This window comes from Spiribacter salilacus (assembly GCF_009649225.1).
Classification (GTDB): Bacteria; Pseudomonadota; Gammaproteobacteria; order Nitrococcales; family Nitrococcaceae; genus Spiribacter; species Spiribacter salilacus.
Window position 1 is genome coordinate 362,194 of record NZ_WJPP01000002.1, and the last position, 15,246, is coordinate 377,439.

Annotated in this window: 17 protein-coding genes and 1 riboswitch; of the genes, 16 read left to right on the forward strand and 1 reads right to left on the reverse strand. The window is 56.0% G+C overall.

Going from position 1 to position 15,246, the window contains the following annotated elements; translation table 11 throughout:
• Positions 1–39: 39 nt before the first annotated feature.
• From metK to GH984_RS04725, 4 genes are all read left to right on the forward strand, one after another.
• Positions 40–1,200, forward strand: a complete 1,161-nt coding sequence (gene metK / locus GH984_RS04710) for a methionine adenosyltransferase (RefSeq protein ID WP_153719042.1) — start codon at positions 40–42, stop codon at positions 1,198–1,200.
• Between the two features lie 29 nt (positions 1,201–1,229).
• Positions 1,230–1,318, forward strand: a riboswitch (S-adenosyl-L-homocysteine riboswitch).
• A gap of 17 nt (positions 1,319–1,335) precedes the next feature.
• Positions 1,336–2,751 carry an adenosylhomocysteinase gene (gene ahcY / locus GH984_RS04715; RefSeq protein ID WP_153719043.1) on the forward strand — a complete coding sequence of 472 codons (1,416 nt, stop codon included), beginning with the start codon at positions 1,336–1,338 and terminating at the stop codon, positions 2,749–2,751.
• Entirely contained in the window at positions 2,717–3,475 is a 759-nt protein-coding gene (locus tag GH984_RS04720) for a 16S rRNA (uracil(1498)-N(3))-methyltransferase (RefSeq protein ID WP_153719044.1), read from the forward strand. Before ahcY ends, GH984_RS04720 begins: the two co-directional genes overlap by 35 nt.
• Complete coding sequence (locus GH984_RS04725) at positions 3,468–4,484, forward strand: Fic family protein (RefSeq protein WP_153719045.1); 1,017 nt, start codon at positions 3,468–3,470, stop codon at positions 4,482–4,484. The genes GH984_RS04720 and GH984_RS04725 overlap by 8 nt, the downstream gene beginning before the upstream one ends.
• A 175-nt stretch (positions 4,485–4,659) precedes the next feature.
• Here the strand turns inward: GH984_RS04725 and GH984_RS04730 are convergent, their stop codons facing one another.
• A complete protein-coding gene (locus GH984_RS04730; RefSeq protein WP_153719046.1) occupies positions 4,660–4,935 on the reverse strand; it encodes a BrnA antitoxin family protein in 276 nt (91 codons plus the stop codon).
• Positions 4,936–4,989: 54 nt separating this feature from the next.
• On the opposite strand from GH984_RS04730, the gene GH984_RS04735 reads away from it, so the two are divergent.
• From GH984_RS04735 to metW, 12 genes are read left to right on the forward strand one after another with little or no spacing between them, the layout of a single operon-like run.
• A complete protein-coding gene (locus GH984_RS04735) occupies positions 4,990–6,588 on the forward strand; it encodes a gamma-glutamyltransferase family protein (protein WP_153719047.1) in 1,599 nt (532 codons plus the stop codon).
• A gap of 21 nt (positions 6,589–6,609) precedes the next feature.
• On the forward strand, positions 6,610–7,563 hold the full coding sequence (gene gshB, locus GH984_RS04740; protein ID WP_153719048.1) for a glutathione synthase: 954 nt from the start codon (positions 6,610–6,612) through the stop codon (positions 7,561–7,563).
• Entirely contained in the window at positions 7,532–7,945 is a 414-nt protein-coding gene (ruvX, locus tag GH984_RS04745; protein WP_153719049.1) for a Holliday junction resolvase RuvX, read from the forward strand. Before gshB ends, ruvX begins: the two co-directional genes overlap by 32 nt.
• A gap of 2 nt (positions 7,946–7,947) precedes the next feature.
• Positions 7,948–8,454: a bifunctional pyr operon transcriptional regulator/uracil phosphoribosyltransferase PyrR gene (gene pyrR, locus GH984_RS04750; RefSeq protein ID WP_439959280.1), complete on the forward strand. Its 507-nt coding sequence runs from the start codon at positions 7,948–7,950 to the stop codon at positions 8,452–8,454.
• Positions 8,451–9,419, forward strand: a complete 969-nt coding sequence (locus tag GH984_RS04755; protein ID WP_153719051.1) for an aspartate carbamoyltransferase catalytic subunit — start codon at positions 8,451–8,453, stop codon at positions 9,417–9,419. Before pyrR ends, GH984_RS04755 begins: the two co-directional genes overlap by 4 nt.
• Positions 9,416–10,702 carry a dihydroorotase gene (locus GH984_RS04760; protein WP_153719052.1) on the forward strand — a complete coding sequence of 429 codons (1,287 nt, stop codon included), beginning with the start codon at positions 9,416–9,418 and terminating at the stop codon, positions 10,700–10,702. Before GH984_RS04755 ends, GH984_RS04760 begins: the two co-directional genes overlap by 4 nt.
• Positions 10,699–11,364: a hypothetical protein gene (locus GH984_RS04765; protein ID WP_153719053.1), complete on the forward strand. Its 666-nt coding sequence runs from the start codon at positions 10,699–10,701 to the stop codon at positions 11,362–11,364. The genes GH984_RS04760 and GH984_RS04765 overlap by 4 nt, the downstream gene beginning before the upstream one ends.
• Positions 11,361–12,074: a YggS family pyridoxal phosphate-dependent enzyme gene (locus GH984_RS04770; protein ID WP_153719054.1), complete on the forward strand. Its 714-nt coding sequence runs from the start codon at positions 11,361–11,363 to the stop codon at positions 12,072–12,074. Before GH984_RS04765 ends, GH984_RS04770 begins: the two co-directional genes overlap by 4 nt.
• Positions 12,067–12,897 (forward strand): pyrroline-5-carboxylate reductase, encoded by an 831-nt coding sequence (proC, locus tag GH984_RS04775; protein WP_153719055.1) that lies wholly within the window; start codon positions 12,067–12,069, stop codon positions 12,895–12,897. The genes GH984_RS04770 and proC overlap by 8 nt, the downstream gene beginning before the upstream one ends.
• Positions 12,898–13,479 (forward strand): YggT family protein, encoded by a 582-nt coding sequence (locus tag GH984_RS04780; protein WP_253939120.1) that lies wholly within the window; start codon positions 12,898–12,900, stop codon positions 13,477–13,479. It abuts the gene before it with no gap.
• Positions 13,480–13,481: 2 nt separating this feature from the next.
• On the forward strand, positions 13,482–14,636 hold the full coding sequence (gene metX / locus GH984_RS04785) for a homoserine O-succinyltransferase MetX (protein WP_153719056.1): 1,155 nt from the start codon (positions 13,482–13,484) through the stop codon (positions 14,634–14,636).
• Positions 14,633–15,241, forward strand: coding sequence for a methionine biosynthesis protein MetW (metW, locus tag GH984_RS04790; protein ID WP_153719057.1), 609 nt, complete (start codon positions 14,633–14,635; stop codon positions 15,239–15,241). The genes metX and metW overlap by 4 nt, the downstream gene beginning before the upstream one ends.
• Positions 15,242–15,246 lie beyond the last annotated feature (5 nt).

The following is a 15,246-nucleotide window of genomic DNA, read 5'->3' on the forward strand; positions in this document are numbered from 1 at the left end:
GGCGGTCAACTTTGCGCTCAATGGAGTTTGTTAGCAGCAATGGCGAGTCAATACCTGTTTACCTCAGAGTCTGTTTCTGAGGGTCATCCCGACAAAGTAGCCGATCAAATCTCCGATACGGTATTGGATGCGATTATCGCCGATGATCCGCAAGCCCGCGTGGCCTGCGAGACCATGGTTAAAACGGGCATGGTGATCGTGGCCGGCGAAATCACCACCAGTGCCTGGATTGATCTTGAAGATCTGGTCAGAGACACCATTTTAGACATTGGCTATAACAGTGCTGAAGTTGGCTTTGACGGCGCCACTTGCGCAGTACTCAATGCCATCGGAAAACAAAGCCCCGATATTAACCAAGGGGTAGACCGGGAAGACCCCGAATCACAGGGCGCGGGCGATCAGGGCATGATGTTTGGCTATGCCTGTCGTGAAACCGACGTGCTCATGCCAGCACCCATTACCTATGCACACCGACTGGTTAAGCGGCATAGCGACATTCGCCGTCGGGGTGTGCTGCCATGGCTGCGCCCCGATGCCAAAAGCCAGGTCAGTTTTATTTACGAAAATGGCGAGCCGATTGCCGTTGATACCATCGTAATCTCTAGCCAGCATGATGAAACGGTCAGCCAAGCGGATATTCGCGAAGCGTTGATGGAAGAAGTCATCCGCCCCGTCATACCGGCGGAGTGGATTAGCGAGAAAACCCGCTATTTCATTAACCCCACCGGTAAGTTTGTGATTGGTGGGCCGGTGGGCGATTGCGGGCTAACGGGCCGTAAAATCATTGTTGATACCTATGGCGGTATGTCTCGCCACGGCGGCGGCGCGTTCTCGGGTAAAGATCCGTCTAAGGTAGATCGCTCTGCAGCCTATGCCTGCCGTTATGTGGCCAAAAACATTGTGGCCGCCGGCTTAGCCGATAAATGCGAAATTCAGGTGTCATACGCCATTGGTGTGGCCGAGCCTATGTCGATTTTTATCGACACCTTTGGTACCGGCAAAATTTCCGAAGCGCGGCTGGTTGAACTTGTGCGCCAGCATTTTGATCTACGCCCTTACGGGATTATTAAAATGCTCGATTTGGTGCGGCCCATTTACCGAGCCACGGCGGCTTACGGCCATTTTGGCAGAGAAGAAGATAGCTTTACTTGGGAGCGCACCGATAAAGCGGATGCCCTTCGGGCCGACGCCGGGTTATAATCCCCAGTTAAATTTGAATACCCGCCCCGCGTGGCGAGGAGCGCTGCACCTACATCGGTTGTCCGATTATGGGGAGGCTCGTTTCGCGGGGCATTAATCACAACGGCGCTCGACCGCAACACATGGAGTGAAGCCATGAACGCTGTCGTTGATACCCGACTTGCTAACGAGTCCATCATTGCAGATGCCGGCCTGGCCCCTTGGGGCCGTCGCGAAATTGCGATTGCAGAAACTGAAATGCCAGGGCTAATGGCCCTGCGTGAAAAATACGCGGCCGAACAGCCGCTTAAAGGCGCACGGATTGCCGGGTCATTACATATGACTATTCAAACCGCCGTGCTCATCGAAACGCTGCAAGCCCTTGGCGCCACGGTGCGTTGGGCCAGCTGCAACATCTACTCCACCCAAGATCATGCCGCCGCTGCCATCGCAGAAACCGGCACGCCGGTATTTGCCTACAAAGGCGAAACCTTAGATGAGTACTGGGAGTACACCCATCGCATTCTCGAGTGGCCTGATGGCACCCCCAACATGATTTTGGATGACGGTGGCGATGCCACCATGGCCGTTACGTTGGGTACCAAGGCTGAGCAAGACCCTTCAGTGCTCGATAACCCCGGCAGCGACGAAGAGCGTGCGCTATTTGCTGCTATTCGTCGTCGCCTTAAAGAAAAGCCAGGTTTTTATGCCCGCACCCAAGCCGCCATTCAGGGCGTAACCGAAGAAACCACCACCGGTGTGAAGCGGCTTTACGAAATGCAGCAAACTGGCGAGCTGCCCTTTCCTGCCATTAACGTGAACGACTCCGTTACCAAAACGAAATTCGACAACCTTTACGGCTGCCGTGAGTCACTGGTTGATGGCATCAAGCGGGCCACTGATGTGATGATTGCTGGCAAAATTGCCATCATCGCGGGCTATGGTGATGTGGGTAAGGGCTGTGCACAGAGCTTAAAGGCACTAGGCGCCACCGTATGGGTTACCGAAATCGACCCCATTTGCGCCCTACAAGCGGCAATGGAAGGCTATCGCGTGGTTACCATGGACGATGCCGCCAGCCAGGCTGACATTTTTGTGAGTGCCACGGGCAACTACAACGTGATCAATCACGACCACATGGCCGCCATGAAAAACGAGGCCATTGTTTGCAACATTGGGCATTTTGATAACGAAATTGATGTGGCCAGCTTGCGCCAGTATCAGTGGGAGAACATTAAGCCTCAGGTTGATCACATTACCTTTCCTGATGGCAAAAAAATCATCTTGCTGGCCGAAGGCCGCTTAGTGAACTTAGGCTGTGCAACGGGCCACCCCAGCTTTGTGATGTCTGCTAGCTTTACCAATCAGGTGCTAGCTCAGATTGAGCTATTCAACAACAAGGGCGAGTATGCGCACGAAGTGTACGTATTACCGAAGCACCTTGATGAGGAAGTGGCACGTCTGCATCTTGAGAAGATTGGCGCCAAGCTAACCACGCTTGCCGACGAGCAAGCCAAGTACATTGGTGTTGAGGTTAATGGCCCATTCAAGCCAGGGCATTATCGCTACTGAGTTTGCCACACGCCTGTATGTAACAGGCATTCCGCCTATTGGGGAGGAATTTAACCTTCCCGATACGGCGGTTAAACATATTCAAGCCCGTCGGCTACGCAGTGGCCACGGGCTTGTGCTTTTTGACGGCACCGGTGGCGAATATCAGGCCACATTACTGTCTTTAGGTCGTCGAGACGCTCGCGTGAAAGTGCAGTCTCACCACCCTCGCGAAGCCGAATCTCCGGTGGCCGTCACACTGCTACAAGGCATTAGCCGGGGCGAGCGCATGGATTATTCTGTGCAAAAGGCCACTGAATTGGGCGTTGCCCGCATCATTCCCGTTATCACCGAGCGCTGCGTGGTAAAACTCGATACCGATCGCTGGGCAAAAAAACAACGCCACTGGCAGGCCGTGGCCATTGCTGCCTGTGAGCAATGCGGCCGCAACCGCATCCCCCAAGTTGAGCCGCCATGCACACTTGAAGCGGCCCTAAGCGAGGTTGCCAACCTACCCGGCATTATCTTTGACACTGAGGGCGACCAACCCGCCAGCAGCCTAACCTTTAAAGCCGAACTGGCCACACTAATCGGCCCCGAAGGCGGCCTGGCGCCCGAAGAGATCAGCCAGGTTGCGGCCTTAGGCTGGCCGCGCATTCGCTTAGGCCCACGCATTCTGCGCAGCGACACCGCACCGGTAGCCGCTTTGGCCGTTATCCAAACAGTAATAGGCGATTATGGTTAAGCCAGCGGATTATCAACCGCCCTATACCGTTACACCGGCAATGGTCAGTGATATTGCTGAAATTAGCGAAATGATGGGCCGCTATACCGCATTAGCCGAGCAAGCGCTCACACCCCGCCTGCGGCGTGCCAACCGTATTCGCAGCATTCAGGCGTCTTTGGAAATCGAGAATAATACGCTAACACTGGAGCAGGTTACTGCCGTTATCGAAGGTAAACGAATACTGGGCCACCCGCGTGAAATTCAAGAGGTACAGAATGCGTTTGCCGCCTATGAAGCCATGCCAACTTGGCGCGCGAGTGAAAAACATGATTTCTTAGCAGCGCATAAAACATTAATGCAAAGCCTCGTTAACGAAGCCAGGCACTATCGTAGCGGTGATGTCGGTATTTTTCGCGGCGAGCAGTTAGTTCACATGGCGCCACCGGCCGACCGTGTACCCACACTGATTGCCAATCTGCTGGCATGGTTAAAAAATACCGCAGAGCATCCGCTGGTATCCAGCTGTATTTGCCATTACGAAATCGAATTCATTCATCCATTTGCCGACGGCAATGGGCGCATCGGGCGCCTTTGGCAAACCCTGATCCTTAAGCACTGGAAACCAATACTCGCTTACCTACCCATCGAAAGTGTTGTCAGAGACCGGCAGAACGATTACTACCAAAGCTTAGCCCTGGCAGACCAACACGCCGATGCAACGCCTTTTATTGAATTTATGCTTAACGCGATTAAAGAGGCAGTCGAAGAAGCGGGCACAAGCGACCCAGTAACCGACCTAGTAACCGACCCAGTAGCTGCCTTATTAAAAGCCATCAGTACTAATGCGCTGAGCACCAAAGAGATCATGCAAGCATTGAATCTCTCGCACAGACCCACCTTTCGAAAAAACTATCTGTATCCGGCACTCCAAGACAGTTGGATTGAGCGAACGCAGCCCGATACACCAACTAGCCCCACGCAGCGCTATCGGTTAACTCGTAAAGGGCTTACTTGGCTAAAACCCTAAAACGCGTAGCTCAGCGAGAACCAAATGCGGGGTTCACGCTCGCGGGTATCAGAGGTTGCCGCCTCGCTACCCGTGCCGCTTGGCTGGGCAGCGCAATCAATGGCCGGCCTGTCAGTGCCGGCGCTGCCAATACCGCTGGCGGTGGCAGAATGCGCTGGAATCGGCCCGGTGCACTTCAGCCCCCAAATCTTAGCCGCTCACCGTCATCCTGCCGCAGCTCCTCACGAAGAAGCTGCCGCAACTTATTCGCAGTTAGCGGAGCATTATCCGTATCTAAAGTTGCTCGGAGCGCTTCATTAATTGCGGTCTGGTAGCCTACGCCCCGCATCTCGGCCTCAGCACGGTAATGCTCAATAATGTCGTCATCAAGCATAATCGTAATTCGCGTTTTGCCAGATGATGGGATCGCAGGGCCGCGTTTGCCCTTCGTAAAGTCATATTCGTTACGCATAATAAAAAAACCGCCTGATCTGCTAACTCCCACTGCCAAGCGTATACTAATGTGATGACGTATTCTCCTTACGCACGCTCGCGCGAGCCCGTTTATGCCCAAAATGGCATGGTGGCGGCCTCGCAACCGCTTGCCTCGCAAGCCGGCTTGGCAATATTGCGCGCTGGTGGCAATGCGGTGGATGCCGCTATTGCTACGGCCGCCGCGCTAACCGTTGTAGAGCCCACGCAAAATGGCATTGGTGGCGATGCCTTTGCCCTGGTGTGGCATCAAAATCAGCTGCATGGCTTAAACGGCTCTGGGCGTATGCCAGCAGCGGCTACGCGCGATGCACTTGGCCTGAAACCCGATCAAACCAAACTCGGCCCGCGCGGCTGGCAGCCGGTTACCGTGCCTGGCACACCGCGTGCTTGGGCTGATTTACATGCACGCTTTGGGCAACTGCCGTATGCGCAGCTCTTTGAGCCAGCGATTCATTATGCGGAATCTGGCTACCCCCTCTCACCGGTGGTAGCTGAGTTTTGGCGGGCGGCTAAAACCACCTTTGCCGATTGCACAGGCCCAGCTCATCAGGCGTGGTGGGAGACGTTTTTTCCGGCGGGCTTTGAGCCGGTTGCCGGGCAGCGCTGGCGTAGCCCGGGGCATGCCGACACACTACGGCAAATTGCTGCAAGTCAGTCTGATGCGTTTTATACCGGCCGCATTGCAGAGGCTATAGACCAGTTTGCACAGGAAACGGGGGGCTGGCTGCGTGGTGATGATCTAGCAGCCCATCATAGCGATTGGGTGGAGCCCATCAGTATCGGCTTCAAAAACCATGAGGTCTGGCAGATTCCGCCTAATACCCAAGCCATTGCGGCGCTGCAGGCATTAGGGCTGTTAGATCAGATGGATTTACCCGCGCATCGAGAAGATCCGCTAGGGCTGCATTATCAAATTGAGGCGCTGAAGCTAGGCTTTGCGGATGCGCTGGCCTATGTGGCCGACCCGCAGGCCATGCCAGTTAGCCCCAAGGCAATGCTAGCGCCAGACTATCTGGCCGCACGCCGGCAACTGATTACCGATCAAGCCGGGGACCCTGCCCCCGGCGCACCCGCCGGTGGAGAGACGGTTTATCTGGCCACAGCCGATGCCAGCGGCATGATGGTCAGCTTTATTCAGTCTAATTATCAAGGCTTTGGTAGTGGCTTATTGGTGCCGGGTACTGGCGTGGCTCTGCATAATCGCGGCTGCGGGTTTAGTTTAGATCCTGAGCACCCCAACTGTGTGGCCCCCGGTAAACGGCCCTATCACACCATCATGCCCGGCTTTTTAACGCATCAGGGCAATGCCGTGGGGCCATTTGGGGTAATGGGCGCCTACATGCAACCGCAGGGTCATGTGCAGGTGATGCTGAATCATTTAGTGTACCGGCTTCACCCTCAGGCCATTCTCGATGCGCCGCGCTGGCAGTGGATGCAGGGCCGTCATATTCGGGTAGAGCAAGCCATGCCGCGGCATGTAGTACGTGAGCTTATTGAGCGGGGGCATGTGGTTGAAATTGGTGCTGATGATGGCGGATTTGGGCGCGGCCAAATCATCTGGCGGAATGCCGAAGGGGTACTCTGCGGCGGCTCAGATACGCGCGGTGATGGGCAAGTCAGCGCGTTTTAATGGCAATAAAGGAGGATGAGTATGACCTATCGCCTTGGGGTGATTATGGATCCGATCGAGGGCATCACTCCCTATAAAGACACCACGCTTGCGATGTTGCTCGAGGCGCAGCGGCGCGGCTGGGAGATTCGTTATCTGACCCTAGCGGATCTTTCGCTGCGCGATGGCACCCCCTACGGCGATGGCGCGGTACTAACCGTACAAGATGATAACGACCAGTGGTTTACGCTGGGCGAGCGCGATGAAGAGCCGCTGGCCAATCTGGATGTCATTTTAATGCGCAAAGACCCCCCCGTGGATAGCGCGTATGTGTATGCCACACAAATCTTGGATTTAGCCGAAAAGGCCGGCGTATTGGTGGTGAACCGCCCTGCAGGCCTGCGCGATGTGCAAGAAAAACTGGGCATTATGAACTTTCCCGAATGCTGCACCCCCACCGTGGTCGAAATGAAAGCCGATGCCCTTAAGGCATTTATTAACGTGCAAGGCCGGGCGGTACTCAAACCCCTGCATGGCATGGGTGGCGAGGCAATCTTTGTAGTGCACGCCGGTGACCCCAACATTAGCGTGATTATTGAGCAGCTCTCTGCCCGCGGCACCCGTTATGTGATGGCGCAGCGGTATTTACCCGAAATTACCGAAGGCGATCGGCGAATTTTAGTGATCGACGGCACACCCGCGCCCTTCGCTCTGGCCCGTTTACCCGCAGCGGGTGAGAGCCGCGGCAATCTGGCGGCGGGCGGGCGCGGCGTTGCCTCACCACTCACCGACCGAGAGCATTGGATTGTGGAGCAGGTTAAACCCTATCTGGCTCAACACGGCATTTTGTTTGCAGGGCTGGATGTAATTGGTGGGTATCTGACGGAGGTGAACGTGACCAGCCCCACCTGTGTGCGAGAAATTGACGCCCAACAGGGCACTAACTTGGCTGGGTTGTTGTTCGATGCCATCGAACGGCACTTACCTCGGGTTTGACCCAGGGCTGCGCCGCCTGGGGGTGGCTGTGGGCGAATCTATTACCCGCCATGCCCGTGCATTGGATGTGTTGCGCTGCCAGGCAGGTGACCCCGATTGGAATGTGCTGACCGATTTAGTTAAACAATGGAACCCCCGCGCATTAATTGTGGGGGTGCCCCGCCATGCCGATGGCAGTGCCTCTGAGAGTACACGGCTTGCCCAGCGCTTTGCCGGCCGATTGGCTGAACACACCCGCCGCAGCGTGCATTGCATTGATGAGCGGCTCTCCAGTCACGCCGCAGCAGAAGCCTTGCGTGAGCGTGGTGCACAATCTGACGTGCTTGATGCCGAAGCGGCGCGTATCATTCTAGAAACTTGGTTAAGTGAGCAGCCGATATGACCATCGAATTGCCGAATGTAGAAACACTGATCGACACCCTTGCTGAGCGCGTTGCCATGCTGGTTGAGCAAGAGCAACCCGAGCGATGCTGTTTGGTCGGCATCCATCAGGGCGGCGCTTGGCTGGCCAACTTGCTGCAGGAGCGACTCGGCTTAGCCGGCGAACCTGGCGCTGTCGATATTGCATTTTATCGCGACGATCTCGACCGCGCCGGCTTACAGGCCCAAGTTCGGCCCACCCGTATGCCGCTAGATATCGATAACCAAGTAGTTATTTTAATTGACGATATTCTCTACACGGGGCGCACGATTCGTGCAGCACTGAATGAGATTTTTGATTATGGCCGCCCCGCGGCCGTGCGCCTGGCGGTATTACTCGAGCGCCCCGGTCGAGAGCTACCCATTAGCGCCGATGTCTGCGGCGGCTCAATTGAATTACCCCCGCGGCAACGCGTTAAATTGCGCGGCCCGGCACCGCTGCACTTAGTCATCGAGGAGGCGCGTGAATGAGCGTACAGCTCGATGAGCAGGGTCGGCTTCAGCATTTCCTGACCACCGAGGGGCTTTCTTCCACACTGCTCACGCAGATTTTAGATACCGCCGAGTCGTTTTTTGGCGTTATCGATAAATCCGTTAAAAAAGTGCCTCTGCTACGTGGGCGCACCGTAATTAACTTATTTTTTGAATCTAGCACGCGTACCCGCACCACTTTTGAGCTGGCCGCCAAGCGCTTATCGGCCGATGTGCTGAATGTGGATGTGGGCACCACCACGGTCAAAGGCGAAAGCCTGCTCGATATGCTGCAGAACCTGCAGGCCATGCAGGCTGACATGTTTGTGATTCGGCACAGCGCCAGCGGGGCAGCGGAGTTTTTTGCAAGCCACGTCAACCCAGGCGTTGCGGTGCTTAATGCCGGTGATGGCTGGCATGCTCACCCCACCCAAGCCATGTTAGATGCCTTTACGATTCGCCGGCATAAAGGCGATTTTGAGCCGCTGCGCATTGCGATTGTGGGCGATATCCGTCATTCGCGCGTTGCACGATCTCAAATCCATGCCTTTAACGGGCTGGGCGCAGGCGAGGTGCGAGTGGTGGCACCCGCCACACTGCTGCCTACCGATATCGAATCGCTAGGTGTGCAGGTTTATACCGATTTAAGCGCCGGGCTGCGCGATGCCGATGTGGTAATCGCCCTGCGCCTGCAGCGCGAGCGGATGCAAGGCGCCTTGCTGCCCAGCGAGGCGGAGTATTTTCGGCACTACGGGCTCACCGAATCACGCCTGAGCAGCGCTAAACCCGATGCCATTGTGATGCACCCCGGGCCGATTAATCGGGGGGTAGAGATTGACTCAGCCCTTGCCGATGGCCCCCGCTCTGTCATTCTTGAGCAGGTGACCAACGGCATTGCCGTGCGCATGGCAGTAATGGCCATGGTGCTGGGCACTCAGGCAGAAGCAGCGGGAGATAGCGCATGAGCCGGCTGTTAATTTCTCAGGGGCGCATCCTTGACCCGGCCTCTGGCTATGATGAGATTGGCGATGTGGCCATTGCTGATGGGCGGATTGTTGACCTAGGCTCTTCTATTGGTGATTTTTCACCCGAGCGCACCATTGATGCCAAAGGGCTGTGGGTAATTCCTGGGCTGATTGATTTAAGCGCCCGTTTGCGTGAACCCGGCGCTACGCGCAAGGCGGACATTGCCAGCGAAGCGCGCGCTGCTGCCGCCGCGGGCATCACCACATTAGTGATGCCCCCAGATACCCAACCCGTAATTGATATGGCTTCGGTGGTCGATTTAATTCAGCACCGGGCAGAAGGCGCGAATGCGGCGCGGGTTGTGCCGCTAGGGGCATTGACTCAGGGCTTGTTAGGCGAGCATTTAGCCGGTGCCGCGGCGTTGGCGGCGGCTGGCTGCCCTGCCTTGTCAGACGGCGGGCAACCCGTTCAAGATACTTTAGTGCTGCGTCGTGCGTTGGAATATGCCAAAACCTTTGGCCTGCCTTGCCTTCTCACGCCGCTGGATACACACCTGGCACAGGGCTGTTTAAATGAGGGCGCCACGGCCACGCGCTTAGGTTTACCCGGCGTTCCAGTGGCAGCAGAAACCGCTGGCTTAGGCCGGCAGCTGCCCGTTGCGGAGGTGTCTGGGGCGCGCGTGCATTTTGGCCGACTTTCTAGCGAAGCAGGGGTTAGGTTGCTCGATCAGGCCAAACAGCACCATCCCGAGCTCAGCGCCGATGTGGCCATCCACCAGCTCTTTTTAACAGAGCAAGACGCGGTAGGGTATGACACCCGCTTTCATGTGCAACCACCACTACGCAGCATTTTTGACCGGCAAGCGCTGCGTCAGGCGCTTAAGGCTGGCACCATTGGCATTATCTGCTCAGATCATCAACCCCATGAGCCCGATGCCAAAGAGGGCCCGTTTGCCAACACCGCCGCGGGGGCATCGGGCCTCGATACACTTTTGTCGCTCATCCTGCGATTAGTCGAAGAAGAGGTGATAGACCTGCTGCCTGCCTTGGCAACCGTCACCAGCAAGCCGGCTGAATTACTCGGGTTAGAAAGTGGGCGGCTTGCCGCGGGCGCCGTTGCCGATATTGCGGTAATAGACCCACATCAGCCGTGGTGGTGCACACCCAAAGCGCTCAAAAGCCGCGGTAAAAACTCGCCCTTCTTAGGTTGGGAGCTTAATGGCCGAGCGCTGTGGACGTTTGTGGGAGGGCGCCCGGTGCATACTGCATCCGCCGATCGATGACACCCACCACATTAATTGACGCCACGCCGGTTTTAGACGATTGGTGGTTGCTCAGGCTGCCCTGGTCAGTCGAACCCGCCGCGCCCGGGCAATGGCTATGGTTAAACATAAATGGACAGCGCTTACGTCTACCGGTTAGAGATTGCCACGCCAATGAGCAATGGCTGGCCGGATTAGTGCCCGGCGCCTTGGTGCCCCAGACTTTGCGCCCCGGTATGGCGATTAGCACTTCATCACTACAGGGCGCTGCCGTGCAGCCCCCAGCCAAAAAACGCCTGATTATTGTAGGCGAAGATTTAGGCATTGGCCCCGCGCTAGGGCTTGCTGAGCGGCAGGCGAGCCACACTCGATTAGTAATTATTGGCGGGCAATATGGGCTACCCGCGCGCGCTGTGCCTTCACGCTTTTTGGTACCTGCGGTGGCCGACACTGCCATTGCCGGCGTTGCCACGTTAGAGTCAAACAACATTCCCTCACGCATTGCACTGAGCACCGATCGCCCCGGCGTTTTTAATGGCCCACCGCTAAATTTGCTGCAGCAATACCTACACAACACGCCGGCCGACCTGCGTGCGGATTTTGCAGTGATCGGATTTACAGCCGAGGGCTTGTTTATGGGATTCGACGCGCCTTCCTCAGGCGCCGTATCATCACCGCTATGAATGATGCACAAGCAACAACAATTGCCAGCAACCTCGATACCGTTCGTGCCGAAATACGGGCGGCTGAGCAGCGCTGGAATCGTGCCCCCGGCAGTGTCTCGTTACTGGCCGTGAGCAAGCGACACCCCGTGGCCGCCATTGAAGCGGCGATTGCTGCCGGGCAACACGCCTTTGGTGAGAATTACCTACAAGAGGCAGAAGAAAAACGCCACGCACTGACTGATGCCGATATTGAGTGGCATTTTATTGGGCCGCTGCAATCGAATAAAACACGTGCAGTGGCCGAGGGCTTTGACTGGGTGCATGCCGTTGACCGGCTTAAAATTGCTCAGCGCCTTTCGGCGCAACGCCCGAGTGAGCTTGCGCCATTAAATTGCTGCATTCAGGTTAATGTGAGTGGCGAGGGCAGCAAGTCTGGCGTTGCCCCAGATGAGGTAACCCCATTAGCGCATGAGGTAGCCAGCCTGCCCGGCCTGCGGCTGCGTGGGCTAATGACACTGCCCGAGGCAGTGGTGGATTTTGCAGCACAACGGCAAGCATTTCGGCAACTCGCCGAACTGCAAGCCGAATTAGTCCAGCAAGGCCTGAACCTTGATACCCTATCGATGGGCATGACAAACGATTTAGAAGCCGCGATTGCCGAGGGCGCCACGCTTGTGCGCATTGGCACCGCAGTCTTTGGACCACGGCCGGAGAAGACCCATGAGTGAACAAGTAATCGCATTTATTGGCGGTGGCAATATGGCGCGCAGCCTCATCGGCGGGCTGATTATTGATGGTCATCCACCCGCGGCATTGCGCGTAGCCGAGCCAGACACCGAGCGGCGTGAACGCTTGGCGGAAGAGTTTGGCGTACAAGTTTTTGAAGAAAACGCAACGGCTGCCCGTGGGGCAGATGCAGTCATTCTGGCCGTTAAACCTGCCATGATTTCTGCAGTAGCGCGTGATTTAAGCCAACAAATACAAGCGCAAGGCAGCTTGGTCATTTCGGTGGCCGCGGGTATTCGCAGCCGTAGCTTGGCCGAGTGGTTAGGTGGAGATGTGGCCATTGTGCGCGCCATGCCCAACACCCCTGCCCTGGTGCGCACTGGCTCTACCGCACTTTTTGCTAATGCCGCCGTTGCGCCTGAGCAGCACGAGCTAGCGGAAACAACGATGCGCGCAGTGGGCATCATTGTATGGCTGACTCAAGAAGATCAAATGGACGCTGTTACAGCCCTTTCTGGCAGCGGGCCCGCCTACTTTTTTTATACAATGGAGGCGATGCAAAGCGCAGGGCAGGCTTTGGGGTTAGATGCAAAAACAGCCCGGCTACTTACGCTGGAAACAGCGTTGGGCGCTGCAAGAATGGCATTAGAAAGCAGCGAAGAGCCTGCCGAGCTGCGCCGACGGGTTACCTCACCCGGTGGCACCACCGCGGCAGCCATCGACGAGTTTGATCAAGCCAATTTATTAGCCATTTATGCACGCGCGCTAGAAGCCGCAGCCAAACGCGCCCATGCATTGGGTGACGAGCTGGAGGAGACAGAATAAATGATGGGCCCTGGCTATCTCTCAAGCCCGCTGGCGTTTTTAGTAGACATCACCTTTAACCTCTACATTATGGCCATCATGCTGCGCTTTTTGCTGCAGTGGGCACGCGCGGATTTTTATAACCCGTTGGCACAGTTTTTAGTGCGTATCACACAACCGGTTTTGCATCCGTTCCGCCGCGTCGTGCCAGGCTGGGGGGGTATCGATTTACCCGCGCTGGTGGTGATGGTGCTGCTACAAATGCTTGCGCTGGCGCTGCTCATGATAATTGCTGGGGTATCGCCACGGATTGATTATTTGATTTTGCGCACGCCCGCAGAACTCATTAGTTTGCTGCTCAATATTTATCTCATTGCCATTTTTATGCGCGTTTTACTGTCTTGGATTAGCCCAGATGGCTATCACCCGGCCATGACCGTAGTGTTGAGCTTAACCGAACCCATCATGCGCCCACTTCGCGCCATCATTCCGCCGATTGCCGGGGTTGATCTATCGCCACTGGCTGCCATTATTGCCATTCAGGTGGTTCGTATGCTGGTAATGCCACCGCTCGACCGCATTGCACCTGGGTTAATGATGTAGTTATGGCCACATCCTACCCCGTTGATTCTGTTGGGCTAGTAAGCCCGCAAAGTGTGACCTTTAACACGCCGCTCGAATTAGACGGTGGTCACACATTAGAGAGCTTTGAGCTGGCGTACGAAACCTATGGCACGCTGAATGCCGATGCCAGCAATGCCGTACTGGTTTGCCATGCCCTTTCTGGCACCCACCATGCCGCCGGCTACCATGCCGATGATGATCGTAAACCCGGGTGGTGGGAGGCCTGCATTGGCCCTGGCAAACCGCTCGATACCGAGCGTTTCTTTGTGGTGTGCAGCAACAACTTAGGCGGATGCCACGGCTCTACTGGCCCCACCAGCTTAAACCCAGCAACAGGCCAACCCTATGGGGCTGACTTTCCGCTGGTTACCGTGCGTGACTGGGTGCGCAGCCAGGCCCTGCTTGCCGATCACCTCGGTATTCAGCGCTGGGCGGCCGTGGCGGGCGGCAGCTTAGGCGGTATGCAGGCCCTGCAATGGGCCATTGACCTGCCTGATCGGGTGGCCAATGTTGTAGCCATTGCCGCGGCACCCCGACTATCCGCCCAAAACATTGCCTTTAATGAGGTGGCTCGCCAAGCCATTCGCTCAGACCCCGAATTTCACGAGGGGCGCTACCAACAAGCCGGCGATCGGCCGCGTCGCGGATTAATGCTCGCCCGCATGCTTGGGCATATTACCTATCTCTCAGAAGCCGCCATGCGCGAGAAATTTGGCCGCGATCAGCGTGGGGCCAATGGCGATTACGGCTACAACTTTGATGTGGAGTTTGAGGTAGAAAGTTACCTGCGCTATCAAGGACAGTCATTTGTTGACCGGTTTGATGCCAACACCTATCTGCTCATGACCAAAGCGCTGGATTATTTTGACCCAGCCGCCGAATATGGCGGTGACCTAGGCCAAGCACTGGCACACACGCGCTCACGGTATTTTGTTGCCTCGTTTACCAGTGACTGGCGTTTTCCGCCCTCAGCTTCAAGAGAAATTGTGCGCGCCCTGCTCGATACCAATAAATCGGTGAGCTATGCCGAAATTGAAGCAGACCATGGGCATGATGCGTTTTTAATGCCGGTGCCACAGTACCTAGATACTTTTACTGCGTTTATGCGTGGCATCAACTTAGGGGCTGCAGCATGAGCACATCTAAGTTGCGTACCGATTTGGATATTGTTGCCAGCTGGGTGGGTAAAGGCTGCCGCGTGCTCGACCTAGGCTGTGGCGATGGGCTTTTGCTGCGGCATTTATTCGACTCTCGGCAAGCAACGGGCTACGGCCTTGAGATTGATCCAGAGAAAATTACCCAAAGCATTGCCAATGGCGTTAACGTAATTCAGAGCGATTTAGACCAAGGGCTTTCTGATTTTGATGATCAGGTTTTTGATCAGGTGATCATGACCCAAACCTTGCAGGCCGTGCAGCGCCCACGAGAGCTTCTGCTAGAGATGGTGCGCGTTGGCCGCGAGGGCATTGTGACCTTTCCTAACTTTGCCTACTACCGCCTTCGCGCCCACCTTGCACTGCGTGGGCGCATGCCGATGAGTGGGGCGCTATCTTATGGCTGGTATGAAACGCCAAACATTCACCTGTGCACCATTCGTGATTTTGAGATCTTATGCGAAGACCTGGGTATTCGCATCCTAGAGCGGCGTGTGTTATCTCATAACTATCAGCAGAGTTTTGCAGGTAACTTACTGCCCAATTTATTGGGAGAAATTGCCCTTTACCGTTTCTGTCAGTCGTAAGGAGA

Coding starts and splice junctions, on each gene's coding strand:
- metX (WP_153719056.1), top strand. CDS start 13,482: ATGGCCACATCCTACCCCGTTGATTCTGTTGGGCTAGTAAGCCCGCAA.
- ruvX (WP_153719049.1), top strand. CDS start 7,532: ATGCCATCGAACGGCACTTACCTCGGGTTTGACCCAGGGCTGCGCCGC.
- GH984_RS04760 (WP_153719052.1), top strand. CDS start 9,416: ATGAGCCGGCTGTTAATTTCTCAGGGGCGCATCCTTGACCCGGCCTCT.
- ahcY (WP_153719043.1), top strand. CDS start 1,336: ATGAACGCTGTCGTTGATACCCGACTTGCTAACGAGTCCATCATTGCA.
- GH984_RS04770 (WP_153719054.1), top strand. CDS start 11,361: ATGAATGATGCACAAGCAACAACAATTGCCAGCAACCTCGATACCGTT.
- GH984_RS04765 (WP_153719053.1), top strand. CDS start 10,699: ATGACACCCACCACATTAATTGACGCCACGCCGGTTTTAGACGATTGG.
- GH984_RS04720 (WP_153719044.1), top strand. CDS start 2,717: ATGGCCCATTCAAGCCAGGGCATTATCGCTACTGAGTTTGCCACACGC.
- gshB (WP_153719048.1), top strand. CDS start 6,610: ATGACCTATCGCCTTGGGGTGATTATGGATCCGATCGAGGGCATCACT.
- metW (WP_153719057.1), top strand. CDS start 14,633: ATGAGCACATCTAAGTTGCGTACCGATTTGGATATTGTTGCCAGCTGG.
- GH984_RS04755 (WP_153719051.1), top strand. CDS start 8,451: ATGAGCGTACAGCTCGATGAGCAGGGTCGGCTTCAGCATTTCCTGACC.
- metK (WP_153719042.1), top strand. CDS start 40: ATGGCGAGTCAATACCTGTTTACCTCAGAGTCTGTTTCTGAGGGTCAT.
- proC (WP_153719055.1), top strand. CDS start 12,067: ATGAGTGAACAAGTAATCGCATTTATTGGCGGTGGCAATATGGCGCGC.
- GH984_RS04735 (WP_153719047.1), top strand. CDS start 4,990: ATGACGTATTCTCCTTACGCACGCTCGCGCGAGCCCGTTTATGCCCAA.
- GH984_RS04725 (WP_153719045.1), top strand. CDS start 3,468: ATGGTTAAGCCAGCGGATTATCAACCGCCCTATACCGTTACACCGGCA.
- GH984_RS04730 (WP_153719046.1), bottom strand. CDS start 4,935: ATGCGTAACGAATATGACTTTACGAAGGGCAAACGCGGCCCTGCGATC.
- GH984_RS04780 (WP_253939120.1), top strand. CDS start 12,898: ATGATGGGCCCTGGCTATCTCTCAAGCCCGCTGGCGTTTTTAGTAGAC.